17 protein-coding genes and 1 riboswitch are annotated in these 19,512 nt (G+C 60.2%); of the genes, 9 read left to right on the top strand and 8 right to left on the bottom strand.

The window, feature by feature from the left end:
* Positions 1–42 precede the first annotated feature (42 nt).
* The 3 genes from scpA (at position 43) to MRBLRC7O_RS17295 (ending at position 4,322) form a co-directional block, all read left to right on the top strand.
* Positions 43–2,184, top strand: coding sequence for a methylmalonyl-CoA mutase (gene scpA / locus MRBLRC7O_RS17305; RefSeq protein WP_111792169.1), 2,142 nt, complete (start codon positions 43–45; stop codon positions 2,182–2,184).
* A 13-nt stretch (positions 2,185–2,197) separates the two neighbouring features.
* Positions 2,198–2,614, top strand: a complete 417-nt coding sequence (gene mce, locus MRBLRC7O_RS17300) for a methylmalonyl-CoA epimerase (protein WP_060724944.1) — start codon at positions 2,198–2,200, stop codon at positions 2,612–2,614.
* A 163-nt stretch (positions 2,615–2,777) separates the two neighbouring features.
* Positions 2,778–4,322 carry a glycerol-3-phosphate dehydrogenase gene (locus MRBLRC7O_RS17295; protein WP_060724943.1) on the top strand — a complete coding sequence of 515 codons (1,545 nt, stop codon included), beginning with the start codon at positions 2,778–2,780 and terminating at the stop codon, positions 4,320–4,322.
* 19 nt (positions 4,323–4,341) lie between these two features.
* Here MRBLRC7O_RS17295 and MRBLRC7O_RS17290 read toward each other — a convergent pair whose 3' ends face one another.
* Complete coding sequence (locus MRBLRC7O_RS17290) at positions 4,342–5,574, bottom strand: ROK family transcriptional regulator (protein ID WP_060724942.1); 1,233 nt, start codon at positions 5,572–5,574, stop codon at positions 4,342–4,344.
* Positions 5,575–5,815: 241 nt separating this feature from the next.
* Between MRBLRC7O_RS17290 and xylF the strand changes: the two genes are divergently transcribed.
* From xylF to metE, 4 genes are all read left to right on the top strand, one after another.
* Positions 5,816–6,856, top strand: coding sequence for a D-xylose ABC transporter substrate-binding protein (gene xylF / locus MRBLRC7O_RS17285; RefSeq protein ID WP_020812929.1), 1,041 nt, complete (start codon positions 5,816–5,818; stop codon positions 6,854–6,856).
* A gap of 79 nt (positions 6,857–6,935) precedes the next feature.
* Positions 6,936–8,249 carry a sugar ABC transporter permease gene (locus MRBLRC7O_RS17280; RefSeq protein ID WP_020812930.1) on the top strand — a complete coding sequence of 438 codons (1,314 nt, stop codon included), beginning with the start codon at positions 6,936–6,938 and terminating at the stop codon, positions 8,247–8,249.
* A gap of 18 nt (positions 8,250–8,267) precedes the next feature.
* Positions 8,268–9,050, top strand: a complete 783-nt coding sequence (locus MRBLRC7O_RS17275; protein WP_020812931.1) for an ATP-binding cassette domain-containing protein — start codon at positions 8,268–8,270, stop codon at positions 9,048–9,050.
* A gap of 69 nt (positions 9,051–9,119) precedes the next feature.
* Positions 9,120–9,332, top strand: a riboswitch (cobalamin riboswitch).
* A gap of 98 nt (positions 9,333–9,430) precedes the next feature.
* A complete protein-coding gene (gene metE, locus MRBLRC7O_RS17270) occupies positions 9,431–11,779 on the top strand; it encodes a 5-methyltetrahydropteroyltriglutamate--homocysteine S-methyltransferase (RefSeq protein WP_112539607.1) in 2,349 nt (782 codons plus the stop codon).
* A 189-nt stretch (positions 11,780–11,968) separates the two neighbouring features.
* Here metE and MRBLRC7O_RS17265 read toward each other — a convergent pair whose 3' ends face one another.
* The 7 genes from MRBLRC7O_RS17265 to MRBLRC7O_RS17235 all read right to left on the bottom strand — a co-directional run bounded on the left by MRBLRC7O_RS17265 (position 11,969) and on the right by MRBLRC7O_RS17235 (position 18,353).
* Complete coding sequence (locus MRBLRC7O_RS17265) at positions 11,969–12,202, bottom strand: hypothetical protein (RefSeq protein WP_003509570.1); 234 nt, start codon at positions 12,200–12,202, stop codon at positions 11,969–11,971.
* 93 nt (positions 12,203–12,295) lie between these two features.
* Positions 12,296–12,733, bottom strand: coding sequence for a helix-turn-helix domain-containing protein (locus MRBLRC7O_RS17260; RefSeq protein WP_003509569.1), 438 nt, complete (start codon positions 12,731–12,733; stop codon positions 12,296–12,298).
* Between the two features lie 126 nt (positions 12,734–12,859).
* A complete protein-coding gene (locus MRBLRC7O_RS17255; RefSeq protein ID WP_031234105.1) occupies positions 12,860–14,023 on the bottom strand; it encodes a hypothetical protein in 1,164 nt (387 codons plus the stop codon).
* On the bottom strand, positions 14,020–14,730 hold the full coding sequence (locus MRBLRC7O_RS17250) for a TfuA-like protein (RefSeq protein ID WP_060724939.1): 711 nt from the start codon (positions 14,728–14,730) through the stop codon (positions 14,020–14,022). Before MRBLRC7O_RS17250 ends, MRBLRC7O_RS17255 begins: the two co-directional genes overlap by 4 nt.
* Positions 14,727–15,926, bottom strand: coding sequence for a YcaO-like family protein (locus MRBLRC7O_RS17245; RefSeq protein ID WP_060724992.1), 1,200 nt, complete (start codon positions 15,924–15,926; stop codon positions 14,727–14,729). The genes MRBLRC7O_RS17250 and MRBLRC7O_RS17245 overlap by 4 nt, the downstream gene beginning before the upstream one ends.
* 37 nt (positions 15,927–15,963) lie before the next feature.
* Positions 15,964–16,392: a hypothetical protein gene (locus MRBLRC7O_RS17240; RefSeq protein ID WP_060724938.1), complete on the bottom strand. Its 429-nt coding sequence runs from the start codon at positions 16,390–16,392 to the stop codon at positions 15,964–15,966.
* A gap of 8 nt (positions 16,393–16,400) precedes the next feature.
* Positions 16,401–18,353, bottom strand: a complete 1,953-nt coding sequence (locus MRBLRC7O_RS17235) for an AfsR/SARP family transcriptional regulator (RefSeq protein WP_065695112.1) — start codon at positions 18,351–18,353, stop codon at positions 16,401–16,403.
* 172 nt (positions 18,354–18,525) lie between these two features.
* Between MRBLRC7O_RS17235 and MRBLRC7O_RS17230 the strand changes: the two genes are divergently transcribed.
* Both MRBLRC7O_RS17230 and MRBLRC7O_RS17225 read left to right on the top strand, forming a co-directional pair.
* On the top strand, positions 18,526–19,017 hold the full coding sequence (locus MRBLRC7O_RS17230) for a hypothetical protein (protein ID WP_003509559.1): 492 nt from the start codon (positions 18,526–18,528) through the stop codon (positions 19,015–19,017).
* Between the two features lie 50 nt (positions 19,018–19,067).
* Entirely contained in the window at positions 19,068–19,484 is a 417-nt protein-coding gene (locus tag MRBLRC7O_RS17225) for a hypothetical protein (protein WP_223567331.1), read from the top strand.
* Positions 19,485–19,512: the final 28 nt, after the last annotated feature.

Below are 19,512 nucleotides of genomic sequence, written 5' to 3'. Positions count from 1 at the left end.
CCGGCCACAGTGCTAGAATGAAATGCAGAAGGGGAGAGATGCATGTCGGGTGAAAAAACGGTGCGGGATTGGCTTCACCTCGCCGAAAAAGAGCTGAAGCGCTCACCGGACATACTCGTCTGGCACACGCCTGAGGGCATCGAGGTCAAGCCGCTCTATACGGCTGACGATCTGCAGAAGATTTCTCATCTTGATAGCCTGCCGGGCTTTGCGCCTTTCACGCGCGGCCCGCGCGCCACCATGTATGCCGGGCGGCCCTGGACCATCCGCCAATATGCCGGTTTTTCCACGGCCGAAGCCTCGAATGCCTTTTACCGCAAGGCGCTCGCCGCCGGCCAGCAGGGTGTTTCCGTGGCTTTCGACCTCGCCACCCATCGCGGTTATGACAGCGATCACCCGCGCGTGGAGGGCGATGTCGGTAAGGCTGGTGTGGCGATCGACAGCGTCGAGGACATGAAAATCCTGTTCGACGGCATCCCGCTCGAAAAAGTCTCGGTGTCCATGACCATGAACGGCGCGGTCATTCCCGTGCTCGCCAGTTTCATCGTGGCGGGCGAAGAACAGGGCGTTCCCCGCGCCGCCCTTTCCGGCACCATCCAGAACGACATCCTCAAGGAGTTCATGGTCCGCAACACCTATATCTATCCGCCCGAACCCTCGATGCGGATCATTGCCGACATCATCGAATATACGGCGAAGGAGATGCCGAAATTCAACTCCATCTCCATTTCCGGTTACCACATGCAGGAGGCGGGCGCGACGCTGGTGCAGGAGCTTGCTTTCACGCTGGCGGATGGCCGCGAATATGTGCGCGCGGCGCTGGCCAAGGGGCTGAATGTCGATGATTTCGCCGGGCGCCTGTCGTTCTTTTTCGCCATCGGCATGAATTTCTTCATGGAGGCGGCGAAGCTGCGCGCCGCGCGCCTGCTCTGGTCACGCATCATGGAAGAATTCAAACCGCAGAAGGCCTCGTCGCTGATGCTACGCACCCATTGCCAGACTTCTGGCGTCTCGCTGCAGGAGCAGGACCCCTATAACAACATCGTCCGCACCGCGTTTGAGGCCATGTCCGCCGTGCTTGGCGGCACGCAGTCGCTACACACCAATTCCTTCGATGAGGCGATTGCCCTGCCGACAGAGTTTTCCGCCCGCATCGCCCGCAATACCCAGCTTATCCTCCAGCATGAAACAGGCGTTACCAAGGTCGTCGATCCCCTGGCCGGTTCCTATTATGTCGAGAGCCTGACCGATGAACTGGCTGAGAAAGCCTGGGCATTGATCGAGGAGGTGGAGGCGCTTGGCGGCATGACCAGGGCGGTGGCGGAAGGCCTGCCGAAACGGCTGATCGAAGAGGCGGCAACGCGCCGCCAGGCGGCGGTGGACAAGGGCGAGGAGGTCATCGTCGGCGTCAACCGTTACCGTCTCGAAAACGAGGAAGATATCGATGTTCTCGATATCGACAATGCCGCCGTTCGCGTCGCGCAAATCCGCCGCATTGAGGAGACGCGCCGTCGCCGCGATGGCAAGGACGTGACCTCCGCCTTGGCAGCACTTTCCGAGATCGCCCGCAGCGGCAAGGGCAATATTCTCGAAGCTGCGGTTGTCGCCGCCCGCGCCCGCGCCACAGTGGGAGAGATTTCCGATGCACTGCGTGCGGTCTTCGGTGACCATGCCGCCGTGCCGGAGGTGGTGAGTGATATCTACGGCGAGGCCTATAAGGATGAGCCGGAACTCGCCACGCTCGCCGCCCGCCTCTCCGGTGTTGCCGAACGGATCGGCACCAAACCGCGCATCATGGTCGCCAAGCTCGGGCAGGATGGGCATGATCGCGGCGCGAAGGTCATTGCTTCGGCCTTTGGCGATATCGGTTTTGATGTGCTGGCCGGCCCCTTGTTCCAGACTCCCGTTGAAGCGGCGGATCTCGCCGTTCAGAACAGGGTTCATGTGGTCGGCATGTCGTCGCTCGCCGCCGGTCATAAGACGCTTGCGCCGCAGCTGGTCGAGGCGCTGAAACAGAAGGGTGCGGAAGACATCATCGTCGTGGTCGGCGGCGTCATCCCGCGGCAGGATTACCAGTTCCTGCTCGACCACGGGGTTTCGGCGATCTTCGGACCCGGCACCAATGTCATGGACGCGGCCAACAAGGTTCTCGACCTGCTCGAAGGCGTCAGGCGGAACGTGTGAGGGGAAGATGGCCATGTTCGGAAGATTGAATCACGTCGCCATCGCGGTGCCCGATCTCGAAGCCGCCATTGCCCGATACAGGGCGCTTGGCGCAGATGTCTCCGAGCCGCAATCCCTGCCTGAACACGGCGTGACGGTGGTTTTCATTCAGGCTGAGAATACCAAGATCGAACTCCTTCACCCCCTCGGAGAAAATTCGCCGATTGCCGCCTTTCTCGAAAGAAATCCGGGCGGCGGGACGCACCATCTCTGTTTTGAGGTGCCGGATATTGACGCGGCTCGTGATGATCTCATCAAGAAGGGCGCTCGAATTCTGGGCGATGGCAAGCCGAAGATCGGCGCGCATGGCAATCCTGTTCTTTTCCTGCACCCGAAGGATATGGGCGGCGTGCTCTATGAGCTTGAGCAGGTTTCTCAGACACACGGCTGAAACATAAATCTCCTAGGAGACTGACGTTGTGACGCACCGCTCACGGCGCTTTCATTTGCGTTTATATGGTTCGTTTGTTTTCTTTTGACATTCGTTTCGTTTTCGTTTTTATATAATTGTCTTTCCATAAGGGGTTTCTCCCCTGCATTGTCGCGGAGGCTTCATGTCCGGCGAAAACATTTTTGATCTTTTTGTCATCGGTGGCGGCGTCAATGGCTGCGGCATTGCCCGCGATGCCGTGGGCAGGGGTTATTCCGTGGCGCTTGCGGAAAAGGGCGATTTTGCCTCCGGCACGTCTTCGGCGGCCACCAAACTCATTCATGGCGGCTTGCGTTATCTCGAACATTACGAGTTTCGTTTGGTGCGCGAAGCGCTGATGGAACGCGAGATCCTATGGGCCATGGCGCCGCATGTCATCTGGCCCATGCGTTTCGTTCTGCCCATTCAGAAGGGCGGAGTACGCCCGGCCTGGATGGTCCGGCTCGGCCTGTTTCTTTATGACAATCTCGGCGGCCGCAAACTTTTGCCGGCGACCCGTACGCTCGATCTTCGCAAGGACCCGGCGGGCAAGCCTCTGAAGCCGGCTTTTGCCAGGGCTTTCGAATATTCCGACGGCTGGGTGGATGATGCCCGTTTCGTGGTTCTCAACGCGCGCGATGCGGCGGATCGCGGCGCGACGATCATGAACCGCACGCGGGTCGTTTCCGCACGGCGCGAAGGCGGGCTGTGGCGCATCGAGACGCTGGACGAAAAAACCGGTCGTTCGGCCACGCATAAAGCGCGCATGCTGGTCAACGCTGCCGGTCCCTGGGTGGACACGGTGCTTTCCGGCGTCTTCGGCCGCAAGGATGTTCACAATGTCCGGCTCGTGCAGGGCAGCCATATTATCGTGCGCAAGAAGTTTTCCGATCCGCGCGCCTATTTCTTCCAGAACCCTGATAACCGCATCATCTTCGCCATTCCCTATGAGCGGGATTTCACGCTGATCGGCACCACCGACCGTGACTATAAGGGTGATCCGGCCAAGGTTCGCATTTCCGAGGAAGAGATTTCCTATCTCTGCAACGCGGCGAGCGACTATTTCAGCGAGCCGGTTCGGCCGGAAGACATCGTCTGGACCTATTCCGGCGTGCGGCCGCTCTTTGATGACGGCGCTTCGAAAGCGCAGGAAGCCACACGCGATTACGTGCTGAAGGTTGAAGAGGCCGAAGGCGAGGCTCCACTCCTCAATATTTTCGGCGGCAAGCTCACCACCTATCGGCGGCTGGCGGAACATGCGCTGGAAAAGATCGGCGCGGCGATCGGCGAAAAGGGCAAGCCGTGGACGGCGGGCTCCCACCTGCCGGGCGGCGATTTCGGCGCGGAAAGATATGAGGTGCAGGTTCGGGCGCTCGTCTCCCGATATCCTTTCCTTGATGGACGCCACGCCGAGCGGCTTGTCAGAAATTACGGCACGAAGGCTGCAGAACTGTTGGGCAGCGCCACCGACGTGTCCAGCCTCGGCCGGCATTTTGGCGGCACGCTTTACGAATGCGAAGTGCGCTGGCTGGTTGAGCACGAATGGGCCTTTGCGGCCGAGGACATTCTCTGGCGCCGCACGAAACAGGGCCTGCGCCTGAGCAAGGACGAGGCCGCCGGTCTCGATGAATTCGTGGCCATGCTGACAGGCGGTAAACAAAAGACCGAAGCCGTGGCGGAGCAGGCCTGAGCTTCCGTCAGGTTTTCCGTCAATTCCCTGAACTCCTCAGCGGTCTCTCGGGCCCGTCGGCGCTCAAGATGTAGTCGTCGGCAGCGGAAAGGGCGTGTTCCATATGCCCTTCGAACACCAGCTCCGGCTCGTGAGGGGCGATTGCGATTTTCGGCATGCCGCCGAAACGCACCGCCTGTGACTGTGCAAGTCCATCATGCAGGCCGCTTTCCAGAAGATCGAAATAACGCGTGCCGGGACCGATAATGAAAACCGGCATATGCCCATGCAGGCTGAAGAGGCGTGAAAGGCCGTTACCGAGCGCGAGGCCGGCGGTGCGGAAGGCAAACCGCGCCATTCGGCCCCCGGCGCGAGCCGAAGCGGCGATCTTGTCCACCTCGGCGATCGGCACGAATTTTGCCGGTTCCGCCTGCGGTGGTGCCTCGAAAGCCGACCGCAGGATGGCGTAGAAGCCGGAATAGGCCTCAATGCAGCCCCTGGTGCCGCAACGGCAGAGCGCACCATCGGCCAGATGCAGCATATGACCGAAATTGGGGGCGCTGACTTCGATTGCGCCGCCCGTTGCGCGGGCAATGCCAAGGCCGATGCTGTGGCCGAGCGACAGGGTGACGAGCGCTTCCGGCGCCGGGGTTTCCCTTGCGTGCTCCCGCATCCAAATGGCTTTTGCGGCCAGCAGCGTCTCGTTGTTCAGCGTCACGCGGGTGCGGCCGTCTTGCGAAATAAGCTGCTGGAAATCTATCTTTTCGTTACCGAGGACTGGCGACCACACGAGTACAGCCGTTGCCGCATCCACGAGGCCCTTGCTGCTGATCGAGACCTGAAGAATGTCGTGGCGGTTGATGCGGGAACGGTCCGCAAGTCTCGCAAGGCCCGCCAATATCGAACCTCCGAACGAGCCTTTTTCAGCCGTGATCCTCTGCTCGGTAAAGCGGTCCACCAGCTTGCCGGCATAATCGACGAGCGAATATTGCACGCTGTCGGAGGAGATGATGACGATCGCAACGTAGCAGAAGTCGCCGCTTGGCGCGAAGAGGATACGCGGCCGCCCGCGGCCGGCAGTGGCAAGCTGTTCTTTCCTGAGAATGAGCCCCGCACGTTCGAGTTCCATGGTGATGGCGGAAACGGTTGCGGAGGCAAGCCCGGTGAAAGTCGACATGTCGGTATGGGAAAGACTGCCGTGCAGACGCAGTGCCGCCATCACCGACAGGCTGTTTTTCTGGCGCACCAGTTCCGTGCTTGCAATGGCGGACATGGGCTGGGGCATGCTCCCTGAACGGCTTTTTTCCTGTCGTGCTGATCCCTCTGATGGCGCATGCCGAAAGCAAGATCAAGGCACCCGGATGCTGCCCGCAGCCGTTGTTGACAGCATGGGGAATCTCTGACATTAATTTTCTCGACTGTCGAGAAAATTGTGAAATCACAGAGACCGGCAGCTTTTTCCGGGCGTTTTTCCTGCATGGAGGTGCAGGCTTCGCCCTTACCGGGAGGACATCATGAATTCTTTTGCCAAGCTTTTGGCGGGTACGGCCGTACTCGTTTCCCTGCATACTGCCGCTATTGCGGCTGATCTCGTCGTTGGCGTTTCCTGGTCGAATTTCCAGGAAGAACGCTGGAAGACGGATGAGGCGGCCATCAAGTCCGCTCTCGACAAGGCCGGCGCGAAGTACATTTCCGCCGATGCGCAGTCGTCCGCCGCAAAGCAGCTGACCGACGTGGAATCGCTGATTTCCCAGGGCGCCAACGCGCTGATCATCCTGGCGCAGGACAGCGACGCGATTGGCCCGGCCGTTGAAAAGGCCGTTGCCGAGGGTATTCCGGTCGTTGGTTACGACCGCCTGATCGAAAACAAGAACGCCTTCTACATTACCTTCGACAACAAGGAAGTCGGTCGTCTTCAGGCTGCCGAAGTCTTCAAGGTGAAGCCGGAAGGCAACTATGTCTTCATCAAGGGCTCGTCCTCCGATCCGAACGCGGACTTCCTGTTCGCCGGCCAGCAGGAAGTGCTGAAGGCCGCCATCGACGGGGGCAAGATCAAGAATGTCGGCGAAGCCTATACCGATGGCTGGAAGCCGGAAAATGCCCAGAAGAACATGGAACAGTTCCTGACCAAGAATAACAACAAGGTCGATGCTGTTGTCGCGTCGAACGACGGCACGGCCGGTGGCGCAATCGCTGCTCTTGCCGCGCAGGGCATGGCGGGCTCGGTTCCCGTGTCCGGTCAGGATGCAGACTTCGCCGCGCTTAACCGCGTCGCACTCGGCACGCAGACGGTATCCGTCTGGAAAGACAGCCGTGAACTCGGCAAGGAAGCGGCCGGTATTGCGCTCGCGCTTGCTGGTGGCAAGAAGATGACGGAAATCAAGGGCGTTACCGCCTTTGATGGCGGCCCGAAGAAGGTCACGATGCAGTCGGTCTTCCTCAAGCCGATCGCCATCACCAAGGACAATCTGAACGTCGTGATCGATGCTGGCTGGATCAAGAAGGAAACGGCCTGCCAGGGTGTGAAGGCCGGATCCGTCAAGGCCTGCAACTGATCGACTATGTCCCGGTTCGGGCGCTGCGCCATGGTTCATGGCGCAGCGCCTTTTAAGATGTGAGGAGCACCGGCAGTTCATGGCCGATATGACCCAATCCAATTCCCCAGCGTCCGCCAAGACGGAAAAGACAGGCTCCATCGCGCGCTTCATCAGCGCAACGGAGCTTGATACCCGCCTGCTCGGCATGGTCGGCGCGCTTCTTCTGATCTGGATCGGATTTCATATCCTGTCCGGCGGCCTGTTCCTGACGCCGCGAAACCTCTGGAACCTTTCCGTGCAGACCGCGTCCGTGGCTGTCATGGCGACCGGTATGGTGCTCGTCATCGTCACCCGCAATATCGACCTGTCGGTCGGGTCGATCCTCGGTTTTTCCGGCATGATCATGGGTGTCACGCAAGCGGAGATCCTGCCGCAGATACTCGGCTTCGAACATTGGGCGACATGGATCGTCACGCTTCTGGTCGGCATTCTCGTCGGCGGCGCCATCGGCATGCTGCAGGGCTCTATCATCGCCTTCCTGAATGTGCCGTCCTTCATCGTCACGCTCGGCGGTCTGCTGGTCTGGCGCGGCGGCACCTGGTTCGTCACCAGCGGTCGCACCGTGGCGCCTATGGATTCCACCTTCCGCCTGATGGGCGGCGGCACCAGCGGCTCGATCGGCGCGACATGGAGCTGGATCGCCGCTATCGTTGCCTGCGTCGCCATCGTTGCGGCAATCCTCAATTCCCGTCACCAGCGCCGCCGTTTCGGCTTTCCACTGCGGCCGGTCTGGGCGGAATATTTCCTGGTGGCACTCGGCTGCTTCGTCGTCATCGGTTTTGTGGCTGTCGTCAACAGCTATCCCTGGCCGATCAACATCGCCCGCAATTATGCCGATGCCAATGGCATCACCTGGCCGGACGGCGGCCTGTTCATTCCGCACGGCATCGCCATTCCGGTGCTGATAGCGCTCGCCGTTGGTGCAGTGATGACCTTCATCGCCACGCGGCTGCGCTTCGGACGTTATGTATTCGCCATCGGCGGTAACCCGGAAGCAGCCGAACTCGCCGGCATCAAGACCCGCTGGGTCACGGTGAAGATATTCACGCTGATGGGTGTTCTGTGCGCCATCGCAGCGGCGATTTCGACAGCCCGCCTCAACGCGGCAACCAACGCCCAGGGTGAACTGGACGAACTTTATACGATCGCGGCGGCGGTCATTGGCGGCACCTCGCTCGCCGGCGGCGTCGGCACCATAGCGGGCGCGATGCTCGGCGCGCTCGTCATGCAATCGCTGCAATCCGGCATGGTGCTGGTGGGCATCGACACGCCCTTCCAGCGCATCGTCGTCGGTGTGGTTCTGGTCGTCGCCGTCTGGCTCGACACCATCTACCGCGCCCGCGCCAAGTAAGAACCGAGGAGAATCCCAATGACGGAACAAGTCACGCCCCTCGTGGAAATGCGCAATATTTCCATTTCCTTCGGCGGTATCCATGCGGTGGAAAACGCCTCAGTCGATCTTTTCCCCGGTGAGGTGGTCGCCCTTCTCGGCCACAATGGCGCGGGCAAATCGACGCTCATCAAGATATTGTCCGGCGCCTACCGGCGGGATGAGGGCGAAATCCTCATCAATGGCGAGGATGCGGATATCCGCAATCCCCGCGACGCCAAGAAATACGGCATTGAAACCATCTACCAGACGCTGGCGGTGGCGGATAATGTCGATGCGGCGGCCAATCTTTATCTCGGCCGCGAGCTGAAGACGAAATGGGGCACGCTTGATGATGTCGCCATGGAGGCTTCGGCCCGCGAGGTGATGGGACGTCTCAACCCCAATTTCCGGCGGTTCAAGGAGCCGGTGAAGGCACTGTCCGGCGGCCAGCGGCAGTCCGTCGCCATCGCCCGCGCCATTCTATTCGATGCCCGCATCCTCATCATGGACGAACCGACGGCGGCGCTCGGGCCGCAGGAAACCGCGCAGGTCGGTGATCTCGTCAAGGAGCTGAAACGGCAGGGCATCGGCATCTTCCTCATCAGCCACGATATCCATGACGTCTTCGACTTGGCGGACAGGGTATTCGTGATGAAGAACGGCAAGGTGGTCGGCCATGCCCGCACGGAAGATGTGACGAAGGACGAGGTTCTCGGCATGATCATTCTGGGCAAGGTGCCGTCTGGCGCTGTTGCGGGCCCGGGCGCGGTCGTCTCCTGATACCTGCCTTTAAATGAAATAAAGATATAAAGATTTCTTTATGTCTATTGACATTGTGACGCCCGTAGTGAGAAATGCGGGTGTCATGGTTCTCCGGGCCTGATTATTTCAATCCCGGAGCTAAGAGGGAATCCGGTGCGCCGACGATCGGCAAGACCGGAGCTGCCCCCGCAACTGTAAGCGGCGAGCCTTTGTCCAAGACGTCACTGGGGTGAACTCCGGGAAGACGGACAAAGGCGGCGACCCGTAAGCCAGGAGACCTGCCAGGACAAAATAACGTCCACGGGCGGGGTGTCCCGGTGGTTGCTGCAATGGTTCGGCAAGCCGGACCTGCACGCGTCCGCTTTACCCATGCCCCCACAACCAAATGGGGTATGACAATGTCAGACAAGACCATTCCAGTCGCATCGCTCGGTTTCCCGAGGATCGGCCGTCATCGCGAATTGAAGTTCGCGCTTGAAGGCTTCTGGTCCGGAAAGATTTCCGAAACGGAACTTCTCGAAACCGCCGCCAGGCTGCGCGCCGAAAACTGGGTGCTTCAGCAGGAGAAGGGGATTAGCCACATCCCCTCCAATGATTTTTCTCTCTACGATCATGTCCTCGATACGGCCGTGATGGTGGGCGCCGTTCCATCCCTCTATGGATGGGCGGGTGGAGATGTTTCCCTCTCGACCTATTTCGCCATGGCGCGCGGCAGCCAGAGCGAGGGGCATGCAGGCTGCGGCCATGTGCATGAAGGGCATTCGCATCATGGTCATGGCGTTCCGGCGCTGGAAATGACCAAATGGTTCGACACCAACTATCATTACATGGTGCCGGAGGTCTCCGAGGATCAGCATTTCGAACTGACCTCGCAAAAGCCGGTGGACCACTTCCTTGAGGCGAAGGCGCTCGGCATCCATACGCGTCCGGTCATTCTCGGTCCGGTCACGTTCCTGAAGCTTGCCAAGGCGCGTGAAGCTGCTTTCAAGCCGCTTGATCTGCTGGCGAGGCTGCTGCCTGTCTATGAAGAGCTGCTGCGCCGCCTGCACGCGGCAGGCGCAGACTGGGTGCAGATCGACGAGCCGGTCGCCGTGCTGGACCTTTCCGAGGGGGAGCGTCATGCGCTGGTTGTGGCCTATCAGGCTTTGTCCAGGGCCGCGCCGGATCTGAAGATCCTGCTCGCCACCTATTTCGGTGGGCTTGAGGACAATCTCGAAACCGTCACCGCGCTGCCGGTTGCCGGCCTTCATGTCGATCTGCTGCGAGCACCCACTGCGTTGGAGGCGGTGTTGAAGGCGCTGCCGGAAAATCGCGTTCTGTCGCTGGGCGTCATCGATGGCCGCAACATCTGGCGTGCTGATCTCGCCGCAATCGTCACCCGATTGGAACCCATCATCGCGTCACGCGGTGCGGCGGCGTTTCAGATTGCGCCGTCCTGCTCGCTGCTGCATGTTCCGGTCGATTTGGAACTGGAAACCGGCCTCGATGCCGATCTGAAAAGCTGGCTTTCCTTTGCCAGCCAGAAGCTCGACGAGATTGCCACGCTTGGCAAGGCTCTCGGTGAGGGCAAGGCCGCTGTAACCCCGGAACTGGAGGCTGCCTCGAAGGCGGTTGCCGCACGCCCATCCTCGCCTAAGGTAACGGATGCCGCCGTGCAAAAGCGTATCGCGACGATCGGCGATGCCGACAGGAAGCGGCTAAGCCCGTTTGCCGAGCGCCAGAAGCTGCAGTCGCAAGCCATTGCGCTGCCGCTTTTCCCGACGACCACCATCGGCTCCTTCCCGCAGACGCCGGAGGTGCGCAAGGCCCGATCAGCGCATTCGAAGGGCGCCCTGAGCGATGCGCAGTATGAAACATTCCTGCAGAAAGAAACGGAAGCGGCCATCCGCTGGCAGGAGGATATCGGTCTCGATGTGCTTGTTCACGGCGAGTTCGAGCGCAATGACATGGTGCAATATTTTGGCGAGCAGCTGTCCGGCTTCGCCTTTACCCAGCATGCGTGGGTGCAGAGTTACGGCTCGCGTTACGTGCGTCCGCCCATCATCTTCGGTGATGTGTCGCGTCCGAAGCCGATGACGGTCCGCTGGTGGGAATATTCCCAATCGCTCACCGACAAACCCGTCAAGGGCATGCTGACCGGACCGGTGACGATCCTTAACTGGTCCTTTGTCCGCGATGATATCGCCAGAAGCCTGACATGCCGGCAGATCGCGCTCGCCATCCGCGACGAGGTCAACGATCTCGAGGCGGCCGGGGCACAGATGATCCAGATCGATGAGGCAGCTCTTCGCGAAGGCCTGCCGCTTCGGCACCGGGACTGGCAGGATTATCTCGGCTGGGCGGTGGAATGCTTCCGCATTTGCTCCAGCGGCGTGGACGACCGCACACAGGTGCACACCCATATGTGCTATTCCGAATTCAACCAGATTATCGATGCCATTGCGGCGATGGATGCCGACGTGATCTCCATCGAGACCTCGCGGTCAAAGATGGAGTTGCTGGATGCGTTTCGGACTTACAAATATCCGAACCAGATCGGTCCCGGCGTCTACGACATCCACTCGCCGCGTGTGCCTGATGTCGGAGAAATGGTCGATCTTCTGGCGCTGGCGCGGGAGCGGCTTGACGACCGGCAGCTCTGGATCAACCCGGATTGCGGCCTGAAGAGCCGCAAGTGGGAAGAGGTCAGGCCGGCACTCGTCAACATGGTTGCCGCTGCCATCGAGCTTCGCCGCGCGGTGCCTTGATATGAAGTGAGGCCCGGTAAAACCGGGCCTCACTCATGGCTTGCGCCAATAAAATGTGGAGGAAGATATGCAAATGACTCTCCGGCTGGATGGAGCCAGCCGGACAGGCAAGAATGTTCCCAAGCTTTCACGACTGGAGGCCGGCGCGGAAACGCTCACTCCCGCGGGTTCATGCCGTTGCGAAAGCGTTCAATGCAGGTCGGCCTGTGCCAGGGCGCTGACATTGATTTCTGTGCTTACCGACGGCAGACCCTGCTGATTGATGTCCTGGGCCAGCGACAGCAATGCCATTTCCAGAAAATAGGTCGACATGCCCAGTTCCAGAGCCTTCGAGCGCTGGCAAAGATAGGAAACCATCCGCCCGAGCGCGAGAATCTCGTCTGCATTGTCCTGTTCAAGTATAGCTGTGGTAGACGCCACCATGATTCCCTCTCGACAGTCGACAGTATGAAAACGCTTTGATGTTGCGTTGTTCATTTCGACCATATCGAGCGTCACGCGAGCGTCACACCTGCGTCAATTGTCGTTTTTGTCTGCCGGCGCGCTGGCATTTTCCGCCGCTTCAGTCGCCGCGAGCGATGTCACGAGGGCGACGATGCTTCTGCGCACGGCGGCGCTCTTGATGCGCGAAAAGGCCTGGTTGAGCGAAAAACCTTCGTTCGAAGCCACGAAGGTCTGCATGGCATTGATCGTGCCAAGGGCCGGATTGGCCGGGTCGCCATCGGGCGTGGCATTGGCAAACAGGGAACTGACATCCACGCCGAGGATCGACGCAATGGCCTGCAGACGGGACGCGCCGACGCGGTTGGCGCCCTTCTCATATTTCTGTACCTGCTGGAAGGTGATGCCCAATCGCCCGGCCAGCGCACTCTGACTCATGCCGAGCGACTTGCGGCGCATTCTGATCTGTGCGCCGACATGGACGTCGATCGGGCTGGGTAGTTTGGCCTGCATTACAAATTCCTCCGGTTGAGGTTCTTAAATCCGATGATTATCAATTAATATTGTTGAAGGTATACATTCAACACAATTTCCACGGGTATTATGAAGCTTTATTGACAAAATAGCACGGTTTTTTGTTCATAATCGCGTGTCCGGGCCGCGATTTATTATTTTTGTCGCGCAACGCAACGCACCGTTGCGGCTTGAAAGATGGCTCCATCCGGCCACACCGATGGCCTGAAAGCCGAATCTGTCCCAAATTTTCCGATTCATCGCGTCGAATTCCTCAAGCGCTTCCCTATCGCCGAAATGCGGAATCCAGACGAATGGCCGTTTCTGACCGGAACGTGTGACATTTTCAAGAAGGACATTGTTGTAAAGCCTGGGCAGGCATTTGTTGGTATCGATGGCCGGTGAAACCGGGATGGGATTTCGTTCAATCGCAAAGCCTTGCCGCACAAGCGAAAGGGCCGAGGCGTCCAGCTTTCGTTTCAGATCGGTTGCGGCGCGGGCATTGCATCCGCCATGCGCGACGGGATCGGCAACGAGCAATAACGGCCGGCCCCCGCTTCTCAGACCGGTGACGGAAACGAACTGGTCAACGTGGAAGCCGCATTGGTGCATTCTTTCGCCGGCAATCTCCGCTCCGCAAATTGGAGTCGCGGAAGGAGTCAGAGATGCCGGGATAGTGCCGAGATCCTCCGGCCGATACCCGAAACTGAACACGCTTCGGTCGTCGAGAGCCTCAACCTTTCGCCATCGTTGCGACGGGATGGCCGCATTTCTTCCGATCCCACTGTCATCCTGCAGGCTAGAATGGCCCACCAGCCGAAAATCCGGGCCGACGAGCTGATTGCCCCCCGCCAAGGCGACATCGGAATACCTAGTTGCCGCTCCCAGATGCTCGGCCAGACTGACCCCGACGGCCTTTTCCGCCGCCAAAACAAACTCCGCACTGGCATATCCGTCGCGATCATTTCTCCGCACATGGAGCATATCCTGCAGCCATGGATGCGAAACGCTGTCGTTTCCGGCAAGGGGTATCAACTCGGTGGGGCAGTGGGTTGGCAGGCCGTCGAGCCAGCTTTGTGCGGGCGCAACACAGGCGCGATCGACCACGATAGCGGCAGCGATATCCGCAGGCAGGGCTGAAAGCAGGTTTCCGATGGGAATGAGCGGAGAAACGGTGTCAGCGGGTCCGTTGTCCGCAAAAAAGGCGGCAGGCAATGCGAACGCGATCGTGCGGATCAGCCCACCGCAATCGGGCACCAAAGGCAGTGCCGTGGACTGGACGGCGTTCAAGACGTCTTGTCCCCTGCCGTCTGCCGTGCAGTCAATTGCTGGAAAAACATCGTGTTCTGCAGTTTCCATGATGGCGGCGGGAATGGCAGCGTCTCGCCCGAGAGCACCGCCAGAAGCCTCGTCGCATCGTTTCTCTTGACGGAAACCGCATTGGCCGCGAGCAAATCTGCCGTCACAGAGCCGAGGCCGGCTTCGGCAGCGATGGAGCGCCATGTCCTGCGGGTAAAATGCAGGTTGCTGGCGGCACGCGCGAGCGCGTCATATTGCTCCGGGGTGAGCGCTTCACGGCAGGCCGCAAGCGTCGCTTCGGCGTCGACCAGCGCGACTGTCAGCGGGCGGTAGGCGAGTTCGCCGGGTGCATGGCTCACCGCCACATCGGCATCGGAAAAACGTTGCCCGTTCCGGTAGGCCTCGAAAATCTCACCGATGCCGATCATACCGAAGGAAGCGCATTCCGCCGCCCGGAGCGCACCCATGCTGGCGGCGCCGAAAACGCTGACGCCGCTGGACAGCGCATAGAGGATTTCCTTGTGCCAGACGGCGGCGCAATCGCCGTAAAGCCCGTCGATCAGCCCGATTGCCCCGATGCCTTGCCGGACCGCATCGAAAATATCGCCGCAAGCCGCGGGACCGCGAAGATCGAGGCCGGACATATGTTCGCCGGCGATGCCGTGGATGGACGGGCCTGCAAAAACCACCGGCTTCATCCGAGGCCTCCGACAGTCAGCAAGTGATCGAGGGTGCGCTGCGAGATGTGCTGGAGCCCGCCGCCGGCCGGGGCAAGGCCACTTGCCAGAACCCGCACCACATGCAGGCCGGCTACGTCCGTTTCCAAAGGAAAGACATAGATATCCTCGATGCCGCCGGCGAAAAGGTGCGTCGCAAGCTGGCGCCATGGCGGCGAAGACACGGCACTATCTGCAAAATCGAGATTGACCGGCACCCTTTCCACCGGCGGTGCGCCGGAGGCCGAAGGCCCGGCCGCAACCATATCCCGCTGGTAGCGGAGAGGGGAAAGATCGTCCCTCGCGCCGCTGATATCGGTCAATCGCGACTGGATCGCCTCCAGCAGCGCAGCAATCGCAGCGCCATGCATATCAAGCCGGCAGGCCGCGCCCGCGGCGCTGCGGGTGGTCGGCCCGTCCTTAGCCTGAAGAGAGCGGGACAGGCTCGCCATCACCACCGGCACGCCAAGCCCATTCGTCATGTCGAAGAAGGACGGCAGCAGCCCGATATCCGACAGGCGTTGAACAAGACCGTCAAGGGAAGGATCGACGCCCGCCGGAATGAGGATCGGTTGAGGTGCGATGGCGCGTGTTTCGAAAGTGTCGACGAGGAAGCAGGCGTCATTTTCAATGAGTTCGAGCAGGGCATGGAGAACCGCATGGTCATGGTCGAATCCGGCCGCGAGCCCTTGGGAACTCATGCGCAAGGCTCGCCGGTCCCATGGGAAATCCACGCGGAAATCCATGCCGACGAGTTCATAAGGGGCAAAAACCTCCCGCTGGTGGCGAATGGATGTTCCCTTTACCCAGGCGCGTTCTTTTTGCGGATGGAGAGTGTCCGGATCGACCCGGCCGACGGTTTCGAAAGGAACCAGGGGAACGCCTTTGTCCCGCATCTCCTGAATGGAGCCGAAAATGGCGATATGTTTGCGGGTGTCTTCGGCAACCGCGCCTTCGATTGCCTCCATGATCGCCGATAGCCGGGCCTGTTCCGCGACAAGCCCCTTGCCCTGCGATACCGACAGCCCGCGTGAATTGGGCCGGGTGGCGAACCAGACGGGAATGCCGATGATGTCGAGGCCGGTGACATCGCCGACACGGGTAATCCCGAACCGCCGAAGCAGTCCGGGATCGAAGAATGAAGCGTCTGCCTGCCTTGAAGCCGCGGTCGCTGACATGGGAGCATCGGCGCCGGTCAAGGCTGCGCGACCGCGATCAGGGTGCCGCGTTGCCGTCGTCGGCAAGGATGGCGTCGAACAGCTCGCCGGTGACGGAGCCGGCCGGGCCGACAGCCTTGAGGGCGGCTTCGATCGGCGCCTGTACCATGCGGTTGAAATCCCAGCCGGCGTCGCTCACTTCGCCGATAAAGGCGAAATCGGCTTCGGAAACCACGGCGCCACCGGCGACGAGGGCTTCGATGCCCTGAATCTGAACCTGGTCCAGTTCCGCTTCAGGCTGGCCGTTCTGACGAACGAGCATGGACTTTGCGGCCGCTGCCACGCGGGCATAACCATCCACGCCGGGATGGTTGGCTTCATAGGCGGCAATCGTCTCATGCGACACGGACGCAACCCGCAGCGGCGCCGTGCGAATGAAGAGAACGCCGAAACCCTTTTTTCCGACAATGAAGAAATGCGAGGACATAATATCTCCTATTTGATCCCAGCTAATCGAAGTGCGTGATAGAATTTTTCATTCGCTACCGGGTCCCGGTCTGGAGACAGGCTGCTGATCTCCCTCGCCGTCATACCCGGATAGTTTTCCTTAAGCCTGCTGCCGGTTTCGCGGGCGGCGACCAAATCGCCATGCAAAGCGTGGCTTGCGGTCAGAACGCGCAGCGCCGGCTCGTCATTTTCCATCCGCCCGCACAGTTCCACCGCCGTGCCGTAATCCTCGCGCTTGAACGCGATGCTGGCGCCGGCCCACCAGTAGATGTCGGGCGCAAGCGGATTGAGGTCGATGGCCTGCTGAAATTTCTCCCAGGCGATTTCCGCATCTCCGAAATGGGCGAGCGCATCGGCATGCTGAAGCAGGAGGTCGGCGGAGTTAGGCGCCAGCGCCTCCGCCTCGAAGAATTTTTCGGCGGAGATGTCGAAATCCCGCTGGTAGAGCGCCACCACTGCGCACATCCAGTGGCCGACACCAAGAGCGGGGTCGATCTCGACGGAGGAATCCGCTTCCGCCTTGGCGCGATGCAGGAGATGGGGATCATTGCCGCCAAGCATCAGCCATTCCAGCTGCAGGCTCTGCGCCACACGGGCGCGGGCAACCGCCAGGCTATGGTCGAGATCGACCGCCTTGCGGAACATCGAGCGGGCTCTTCGAAGAAGCGGCAGGTCGCATTTGCCGCGCAGAAGCTGCTGGCCCTCCAGCAATTGCCGATAGGCCTCGCCGCTATGGTTGCGGTCGGGTTCCACCTGAAGCCGCTCGATTTCGCGGGCAAGTGCTGCGGCCACCTGTTTGGACAGCAGCCGGAAGGCGGCGTGGATATGCCGCTCGGTCAGGACTGCCTCCAGCGACCAGACGATTTCACCGCTTGCATCCTCGATCAAGGCAACCGACATGCGGGTTTCGTCGAACACGGTCGAAATGATACGGTAATCCGCCCGCAGCATGGCGTAGCTGTCATCGGCCCGCTGATGCGCCAGTGCAAAGGTGCTGTGCGGCGAAAGGACGGTGAAGGTCCGGTATCGGACAAGGCTGTTGGCGACATCCTCGACGAAGGCCTGCATGACCGGCGAGACCGGTTGCCCGTCAACCCTTGCCGGGCGAACGAATGCGACGCGGGGTTTAGTCTGGGATTTTCGGCGGTTGCCCTCTTCCGGCTCGGCGGCGACCGTTATCGTGGCGGTCAGACTTTGTATTCTCCGCCTCAGCGCCACGGTTTCCGCTTCCGGGGAACGCCCCTCCTGGCGGAGCTGCTCCATCAGAAGCTGGTGCATGCCCTCGCAGGCGCTGATGTTTCCGATCCGCGCATAGGCCGCCATGGCGGCGCGGTAGGTTTCTTCGCGCTCCGGCTCGATCTTGCAGGCGCATTCGGCAAGCCTGGCGATATCGTTCGAACTGGCGCGACCAAAACGCGTCAATTCTTCCAGAAGCTGGGTGTAGCTGGAAAAGAACAGGTCCCTGAGACGACGGCGCTCGGAAAGCAGCCAGAGATAAAGATGATCCTGTCCGGCCTCCAACCCCTCCAGCAACTCGCCGCCGAATTCAAGCAGCGCATTGAGCCGCCGCATCGGGTCTTCGGCCCTTGCGCCGGCAAGGAAGATGGCAAGGTCGGTTCGCTGCGCCAGCTTGCCGGCCTTAAGATCGTTTCCTTCGGTCAGAAGGATCGCCTCATCCTCGTTGGGAAGCTTCTGCAGGCGCAGGATCAGCTGCCGCAGATTGCCGAGAGCCCTTTTCTGCTCGACATTTTCCCACAGCAGCGATGCGGCATGCTGGCGGGAAAGGGACTGGTTCGGCGCAAGGATAAGGGCGGCAGTGAGGGCGAAGCCCTTGGACGGAAAAAATGCCTCCCGCACCGCATCACAGCGCGGGGTGCCAAAAAGCCGGATCGGTATCAGTTCAGCGTTCCCAGCCACTTTCGTCCCCTCATGAATCATCATCTAACAACGTGCCCGGGAAATTGAAAGTCATCATAGCATTCCATTTGACGCTGGTGTGACGCGGCCTGCCTATTGTCGCAGACAGAAGCATGAATGACGGGTGGAAAACAGCGGACATGCGGCAGGCAGGCATCGGGATTTTTCGAAAGTGATAGCGTTTAACGGAAGCTACATGGCCTTCGAGCCGCGCATCGAACCTTATCAGCGTGCCGACGATGTCGGATATGCGGTCAGTGAATTCATGTGGTTCAAGGGCCGTCCGTTCTATCCGGTCTCGGCGCTGGTCCATGCGAAGGTCGCGCATGCCAGGCTGTCGGCGAAGAAAGGCGATGAGGAGGACGAGGATAATCTCGATATCCTCTTTCGTATGCCGTTGGTGGCGGGCGGGCATTTTTTCGAGATCGTGCTGCGGTCGAATGAAGGAACGTCCTACGGCGGCTGGGTGTGGGGAGAAGAGCTGGAAATCCTGAATGAATTCGTCAACGGCTATCGCGTTCTGGCGGGGAAGTTCGACGACAGGTTCATCCGGTTCGAATACTCAAAGCGGTTTCAGCGTTATCGGACGATCGAGCCGCTGCCGGTGGAAAAATCCGTCTTCCTGATCCAGCGGGAGACAAAGCCCTATGCGGGCGGGCGTGGTCTGCCGGGAGCCCTGGTGCCCTGATCGCGGGGACGTCTTTGGGGCGTGAAGGCGTGGACTGCACAGATTGCGGCATGCCCGGTAAAGCGCGGCTTTATCGGAGGTCGTCAGGGAATATTTTTATTTTTATTGTGTGGAAAATTATGATGCTCAATAGAGGTAAAGTGCGTAACAGGGGGATGTCACCGCAACTTGCGGCGGTGAATTGCGCTTCCAGCGACGATACGCTTTCCGATGCGGAGAGCGTTGATGACGAGTCGTGCCCGCCTCTGCGCAATGACAGGCTTTATGTTGTCAGCGAACCGATTTCCCGGACATTGCCCTCACCCGCCCTCGGAGATGATCAAGCGCGGGAGGAGACGCCGGCCAGGACCGAGATCCGCAACAGGGTCGTCGATTCCGATATCAGGGCGGCAAAATGGGCCTGGGCGATATTGGCGATCGCGCATTGCTGGCTGATTTATTTCATGGTGCACAATCTCGGGGGGTGAAACATCCGTCGCCACCCTTTGCACGCCC

The sequence above is a fragment of the Agrobacterium radiobacter genome (genome assembly GCF_040801995.1).
Classification (GTDB): Bacteria; Pseudomonadota; Alphaproteobacteria; order Rhizobiales; family Rhizobiaceae; genus Agrobacterium; species Agrobacterium radiobacter.
This window is presented reverse-complemented; position numbering and strand designations above follow the sequence as displayed.

Excerpts from the sequence above, each read along its gene's own strand:
- MRBLRC7O_RS17250 (WP_060724939.1), bottom strand. The coding sequence starts at position 14,730 with ATGAAGCCGGTGGTTTTTGCAGGCCCGTCCATCCACGGCATCGCCGGC.
- MRBLRC7O_RS17265 (WP_003509570.1), bottom strand. The coding sequence starts at position 12,202 with ATGGTGGCGTCTACCACAGCTATACTTGAACAGGACAATGCAGACGAG.
- MRBLRC7O_RS17275 (WP_020812931.1), top strand. The coding sequence starts at position 8,268 with ATGACGGAACAAGTCACGCCCCTCGTGGAAATGCGCAATATTTCCATT.
- mce (WP_060724944.1), top strand. The coding sequence starts at position 2,198 with ATGTTCGGAAGATTGAATCACGTCGCCATCGCGGTGCCCGATCTCGAA.
- MRBLRC7O_RS17240 (WP_060724938.1), bottom strand. The coding sequence starts at position 16,392 with ATGTCCTCGCATTTCTTCATTGTCGGAAAAAAGGGTTTCGGCGTTCTC.
- MRBLRC7O_RS17260 (WP_003509569.1), bottom strand. The coding sequence starts at position 12,733 with ATGCAGGCCAAACTACCCAGCCCGATCGACGTCCATGTCGGCGCACAG.
- MRBLRC7O_RS17280 (WP_020812930.1), top strand. The coding sequence starts at position 6,936 with ATGGCCGATATGACCCAATCCAATTCCCCAGCGTCCGCCAAGACGGAA.
- MRBLRC7O_RS17295 (WP_060724943.1), top strand. The coding sequence starts at position 2,778 with ATGTCCGGCGAAAACATTTTTGATCTTTTTGTCATCGGTGGCGGCGTC.
- MRBLRC7O_RS17245 (WP_060724992.1), bottom strand. The coding sequence starts at position 15,926 with ATGTCAGCGACCGCGGCTTCAAGGCAGGCAGACGCTTCATTCTTCGAT.
- scpA (WP_111792169.1), top strand. The coding sequence starts at position 43 with ATGTCGGGTGAAAAAACGGTGCGGGATTGGCTTCACCTCGCCGAAAAA.
- metE (WP_112539607.1), top strand. The coding sequence starts at position 9,431 with ATGTCAGACAAGACCATTCCAGTCGCATCGCTCGGTTTCCCGAGGATC.
- MRBLRC7O_RS17225 (WP_223567331.1), top strand. The coding sequence starts at position 19,068 with ATGCCCGGTAAAGCGCGGCTTTATCGGAGGTCGTCAGGGAATATTTTT.
- MRBLRC7O_RS17230 (WP_003509559.1), top strand. The coding sequence starts at position 18,526 with ATGGCCTTCGAGCCGCGCATCGAACCTTATCAGCGTGCCGACGATGTC.
- MRBLRC7O_RS17290 (WP_060724942.1), bottom strand. The coding sequence starts at position 5,574 with ATGTCCGCCATTGCAAGCACGGAACTGGTGCGCCAGAAAAACAGCCTG.
- MRBLRC7O_RS17235 (WP_065695112.1), bottom strand. The coding sequence starts at position 18,353 with ATGATGATTCATGAGGGGACGAAAGTGGCTGGGAACGCTGAACTGATA.
- xylF (WP_020812929.1), top strand. The coding sequence starts at position 5,816 with ATGAATTCTTTTGCCAAGCTTTTGGCGGGTACGGCCGTACTCGTTTCC.